Genomic DNA, 6075 nt, shown 5'->3' on the forward strand with positions numbered 1-6075 from the left:
ACCATTTATTATATACAAGAATAATAACTTTGTTTTACACTGTCGGGTTACTGCATATTAATTTGTACGTTTTCATTTATGTATACGAACTAGGTTTGTATGCTCATACAACAGGAATAAATTATGGCAATCGATGTAGTCGTCAATCAGCGACATTTACAAATTCAACTCAAGCAGTTGGAGACTGTGTGGCACACGGTGATTAATGGCTATAACTTAAGCCAAGCAGCGACGGTATTACATACCAGTCAATCGAGCCTATCAAAACATATTGCGGCGCTTGAAAATCAACTAAAGACCGACGTCTTTGTCAGACAGGGCAAACGCCTAACTGGCTTGACAACCATGGGTACAGCACTGATGCCACATATAGAATCTATCTTTGCTGAAATTCGTACTATTGAGAATCTTAGTTTGGATTATAACAATCCAAATATTGGTACGTTAACGATTGCCACCACGCACACACAAGCACGTTATGTCTTGCCGCAAGTGATCAAAGAATTTAAAGATCTCTTTCCTAAAGTAAATTTAATCTTGCAGCAGGCTGATCCAGAGACGATCGCACAGATGGTTATCCGCGGGCAGGCAGATATAGGCATTGCCACTGAATCTTTACTGCACAATAATTACCTCAGATGCCATCGTTATTATGACTGGACACACCGAGTGATTGTGCCAGTCGACCACGAGCTTGCTAGCCAAGAATCAATCGACCTGCCAACCCTTGCTAGCTATCCAATCATTACCTACCACGGTGGCTTTACTGGACGCGGAACGATCGATAAAACATTTGATGACGCAGGACTGGAGCCTGACATTGTGTTAGCAGCGCTTGACGCAGACGTCATCAGTACTTACGTCGGTCTAGGTTTGGGCATTGGCATCATCGCAGAAATGGCATTTGAACCAAGTCATTATCAGAATCTAACAGCCATTCCAGTCGATCACTTTGGCCGCTTCACCAGTTGGATGGCGGTACGTGACGATGCAGAAGTCCGCCAATACGGTAGAGCATTTATGGAGTTGTGCCAAAAGCAATTCAGTTAAGCTCTAGATTGCCTGACAACTAAATGTATCAGCTTCTATTAACGACGACAGCAGTAAGTACCTTCAGCAGCACTGTTATTTACCAATAACAGTGCTGTTTTCTTTCTGTCTTTTCCAAAGCCTTATCCTTGTCAGACTATCATCGTTTCAATTTAAGAGTAGTACGAGGCAGCCAAGTACAGATGTATATCTGATACTTCAAGTGAGATTAACGCTGTAATGCTTTCATAGTGGAATGGCTGTATTAAGTTTTGTTATCCGAGTCGCTTCCCATCTTTATATTCTAGGCAACCACCCCATTTATATCAAAGACCGAACTTTAGGCCCTGTCTATGTTTAAGGTATACATAAAGATCATGACATGCATAAAGTTCAAGAAGTACATAAAAATAAGATAAATCACGTCCTAACGATGTTCAATATATTCTACAATCATGCCGCTACAAGGCAATATCACAAAATCAGGTGAGTTATGAATAAAGCCATTCCATTATCTTTTCTAGATCTCGCGCCCGTTCCAGAAGGCAAACCCATCGCTGAAGGTGTCATTCAAACAGTTGAAATTGCAAAACAGGCCGAAAAAACTGGCTTAAATCGTTACTGGATGGCAGAGCATCACAACATGCCAGGTATCGCCAGTGCAGCAACTTCTGTACTGCTATCTCACATCGGTAGCCAAACGAAAAGCATACGTATTGGTTCTGGTGGTGTGATGCTACCGAATCATGCGCCACTTATCATCGCTGAGCAATTTGGTACATTGCAGGCATTATATGGCGACCGTATCGACTTAGGTCTAGGACGTGCACCTGGTACGGATGGTGCAACCTTTCAGGCACTGCGTCGACAAATGAAGGATGCTGAACGCTTTCCACAAGACGTACAAGAATTAATGTACTTCTTGGGTACTGATACAGACAGCAGCCCTGTCCAAGCGTTTCCTGGCGCAAAGTCTCAGGTTCCTATCTGGATACTAGGATCGTCTCTTTTTGGGGCGACCTTAGCAGCACATTTGGGGTTGCCTTATGTTTTTGCTTCTCATTTTTCACCGCAAATGCTGACACAAGCAATCAGTACCTACCGTGAGCAGTTCAAACCCTCTGTTTATCTAGACAAACCATATGTAATGCTAGCTGCCAACTTATTACTCGCTGATGATGACGCCACTGCCGAGTATCATTTCACATCAACCCAGCAAAGCTTCGTACGTTTGCGCCGTGGTGAAACGGGTCAAATACCAAAGCCCACGCACGATATGGATAGCGTTTGGAGTCAATCAGAAAAAATGATGGTAGACAATGCGTTGTCGGTATCATTTGTTGGTTCTGTCGCAACCGTTAAACCAAAACTTGCTGCCTTTATGGCCACGCATCAGCCCGATGAAATGATTATTACTGCCAATATTTATGATCAAGCAGCACGTGTGCGTTCACTTGAACTTACAACTGAACTAAATTTGTTTACTTTACATTAAGAAGAGACATTTGCATAATTATTGATACACCCTAATAAGAAGAATACTATGGAACCCTCAACTGCTATTGGCTCATCAATATTTTTGTACATTGTCGCATTCATCGCCGTAATGTGCGTTGGCGGTTACCTAACCTACCGTACCAGTTCCAAACGCAAACAGCGCCGTGAAGAAAAGCGTAACCTTAATAATCAGAAAAACCTAAATTCGTAAAAAACCCCTCTTTCAAAACAGAAAGAGGGATTTTTTTAATGACTCAAAGTTTTATGAGCACACAGTAGTTTTGTAAGCACACAACAGTGCTATGAGCCTACCATTAAACCAATATCTACTCCATAAGCTCATACGTAAGATTATTAGCGTACGTATATAAAATAGACTACATCCACCCTAGCCCGCGCAATACACCTGCCCCAATAGCCATCCCAAACATACCAACCACCGTAGTAAGTGCCAAAATATTGGCTGCAAGTACATCATTGCCACCCATTGCTTTTGCCATCACATAGCTTGCAGCAGCAGTCGGTGACGCCACCATCAAGAATAATACACCCATATGTACTTCAGACAGCCCAAACCCGATTCCAACTAAGATAGCGATAATTGGTGCGATGATGATACGGCCAATGCTAGCCTGCATACAAAGCCCAGAAAGATGTAGCATGGATTTCAAATTAATACTGGCACCAGCGCAAATCAACGCCAACGGCAGCGCGACTGCTGCCAATAAGTCGCCAATGGTATGAATGACACCTGTGGTTGGCGGTAGCGGTAGTGCCTTGTAAATAAATGCAGCCAGTAATGCCAATATGAGCGGGTTGGTGAATAGCTTTTTCACGATCATCGTACTGCGGCTAACCCATGTATCATCTATGCTTTTGGATACGCGACTGAGTGTAATGACCGCTAAAATATTAAATAAAATCGTCACCACACCCATATAGACAGCGCCAATACTCAGTCCTGATGCTCCATAAGCATTAGCAACCGTTGCTAGCCCAATAATGGCCATATTGCTTCGATAGACACCTTGGACAAAAACCCCTTGATCCGCTGGACGGCTGACGAAACGTTTGGCATAAAGCTCTGCGCCAATAAATAAAATAAAAGTGACCAAAATACCAGCCACGATTAAGACTATTTGTTTTTCGTAGTCAACTTCACTATCGACAACACTAAAAAAAAGCAAACAAGGCAAACAGTACTTGAAAACAAAGCTTGATGATTGATCGATAAATGTCTTGCTTGCCTCTCCACGTCTTTGCATAAAAAAGCCTAACCACATTAAAACAAGGTTAGGCAAAACAATGGTAATCGCAAAAGCAATGGCTTCGATCATAGATATACTCAGTGCTACGACATGCTCACAGTCATACTTTCAAAACCATGGCAGCTTATATTAGAGGTTGATTTAAGAGGTTTGTGCAGTTCAGTCAGTGGTCATCTAAAGGTTTGAAAAAGCCCACAACGACATCTCATTATGGGCTGTTTGAAAACGTCTATGCTCGATTTTATGAGCTATTTACTAAGATTCCAACGTGGCTTTCACTTTCTTTTGTTTTTTGACCGTCATGGCTAATAGCTGAATGGCAGCGGGCGTGACACCACTCACACGCCCAGCTTGCGCGAGCGTAGCAGGACGTACTTTCGTGAGCTTTTGAACAATTTCATTTGACAGACCTGAAACAACACTATAGTCAAAATCGACTGGCAACGGTGTATTTTCTAGACGTTTCATTTGTTCAATCTCGTCTTGTTGACGATCTATGTAACCAGCGTACTTCACAGAGATTTCAATTTGCTCACCCACCTGAGCACTCACTTGTGACTCAGTAACAGCTGCAATATCAGAGAAATGAATCTGAGGACGTTTTAGCAAGTCAAAAGCCGTCGCTTCTTTACTCAGCACTTCACCTGTCTGCTCTGTCACTTTTTTCCCCAAGGCGTTTGTAGGCGTGGCCCACATGTCTTTTAGGCGTGAGGACTCTGTGGTAATGGCTTCCATTTTTTGTTGATAGGCCTGCCAGCGCTCGTCGTCAACCAAACCAAGCTTGCGACCAGTTTCGGTCAAACGTTGGTCGGCGTTATCTTCACGCAGTAGCAAACGGTATTCAGCACGACTGGTAAACATCCGGTATGGCTCAGTCGTCCCGTGCGTAATCAAATCATCAACAAGCACACCAAGATACGCTTCATCACGGCGTGGTGTCCAAGTATCAAACTCACTATTATTACTCGTCACGAGTGCTGCGTTGGTACCTGCCAATAAACCCTGCACCCCTGCTTCTTCGTAGCCAGTTGTACCATTGATTTGCCCTGCAAAATACAAACGATCAATAGACTTAGTCTCAAGTGTCGGTTTTAGATTTTGCGGATCAAAGTAATCATACTCAATAGCGTAGCCTGGGCGAGTAATATGCGCGTTCTCAAGTCCTTTCATGCTATGAATGAATTCTAACTGCACATCAAATGGCAGGCTGGTTGAGATACCATTTGGGTACAGTTCGTGCGTGGTCAACCCTTCTGGCTCAATGAATATTTGATGGCTGTCTTTATCCGCGAAACGATGGATTTTATCTTCTATCGATGGACAATAACGTGGACCAACACCTTCGATTTTTCCTGAGAACATCGGAGAGCGATCCAAACTTTCACGAATGATATCGTGGGTACGCGCATTAGTATGGGTGATATAACAGTTGACTTGCTCAGGATGCATAGCAACATTACCCATATAGCTCATCACGGGTAGCGGCGTATCACCAGGTTGTACTGTCATCGCACCAAAATCAACGCTGCGTGCATCGATACGTGCGGGGGTGCCTGTCTTTAGACGACCTACCGGCAGTTTTAACTCACGTAAACGATCTGCTAGCTTGATAGATGGCTGATCTCCTGCACGACCACCTTTCGAGTTTTCTAGGCCGATATGAATCACGCCGCCTAAAAAAGTGCCTGAAGTCAACACCACGGTTTCAGTCTTAAAAATGATACCAGTTGAAGTCACTACTGCTGTCGCGCGACCGTTTTCTACTAAAATATCATCAGCGCCTTGCTGAAACAAATCCAGGTTAGGCTGATTTTCAAGCGTATGGCGAATGGCGGCTTTATATAAAATACGATCTGCTTGCGCGCGTGTAGCACGCACAGCAGCGCCTTTGCGACTGTTCAGCACACGAAACTGAATACCCGCTTTATCCGTGGCCAATGCCATCGCACCGCCAAGTGCATCAATTTCACGCACCAAATGCGACTTACCAATGCCGCCGATGGCAGGGTTACAGCTCATCTGCCCCAACGTTTCAATGTTATGTGTCAATAATAAAGTCTGCGAGCCCATACGTGCAGCAGCTAAAGCAGCCTCCGTGCCAGCATGACCGCCACCGATCACTATCACGTCGTATTTTTTTGGGTATTGCATGTATGCCTCACTTGACTCTCAACGTTGCTTTAAGTGCATTAATACCTTACCTGCATGGCAGGCTCGAAGCTGCAAATCAGCTATAAACGTTAGTCGAATTAGAATAAAAAATAATAAGAAAATAGCGATC

At 43.8% G+C, this 6075-nt stretch carries 5 protein-coding genes; 3 read left to right on the forward strand and 2 right to left on the reverse strand.

The features are described from left to right. The first annotated feature begins 123 nt into the window (after positions 1–123). From L0J61_RS08405 to L0J61_RS08415, 3 genes are all read left to right on the forward strand, one after another. Entirely contained in the window at positions 124–1050 is a 927-nt protein-coding gene (locus L0J61_RS08405) for a LysR substrate-binding domain-containing protein (protein WP_301466000.1), read from the forward strand. Positions 1051–1522: 472 nt separating this feature from the next. After that, the gene (locus tag L0J61_RS08410) at positions 1523–2524 is read left to right on the forward strand and encodes an LLM class flavin-dependent oxidoreductase (protein ID WP_301466001.1); all 1002 of its coding nucleotides are present in this window, start codon (positions 1523–1525) and stop codon (positions 2522–2524) included. A 48-nt stretch (positions 2525–2572) separates the two neighbouring features. Continuing rightward, positions 2573–2737, forward strand: coding sequence for a hypothetical protein (locus L0J61_RS08415; protein ID WP_301466002.1), 165 nt, complete (start codon positions 2573–2575; stop codon positions 2735–2737). A gap of 166 nt (positions 2738–2903) precedes the next feature. On the opposite strand, the gene L0J61_RS08420 is transcribed toward L0J61_RS08415, so the two are convergent. Further along, positions 2904–3863: an AEC family transporter gene (locus L0J61_RS08420; protein WP_301466003.1), complete on the reverse strand. Its 960-nt coding sequence runs from the start codon at positions 3861–3863 to the stop codon at positions 2904–2906. Between the two features lie 186 nt (positions 3864–4049). Further along, positions 4050–5945, reverse strand: coding sequence for a tRNA uridine-5-carboxymethylaminomethyl(34) synthesis enzyme MnmG (mnmG, locus tag L0J61_RS08425; RefSeq protein WP_301466004.1), 1896 nt, complete (start codon positions 5943–5945; stop codon positions 4050–4052). Positions 5946–6075 lie beyond the last annotated feature (130 nt).

Source organism: Psychrobacter sp. (genome assembly GCF_030457785.1).
Taxonomy (GTDB): Bacteria; Pseudomonadota; Gammaproteobacteria; order Pseudomonadales; family Moraxellaceae; genus Psychrobacter.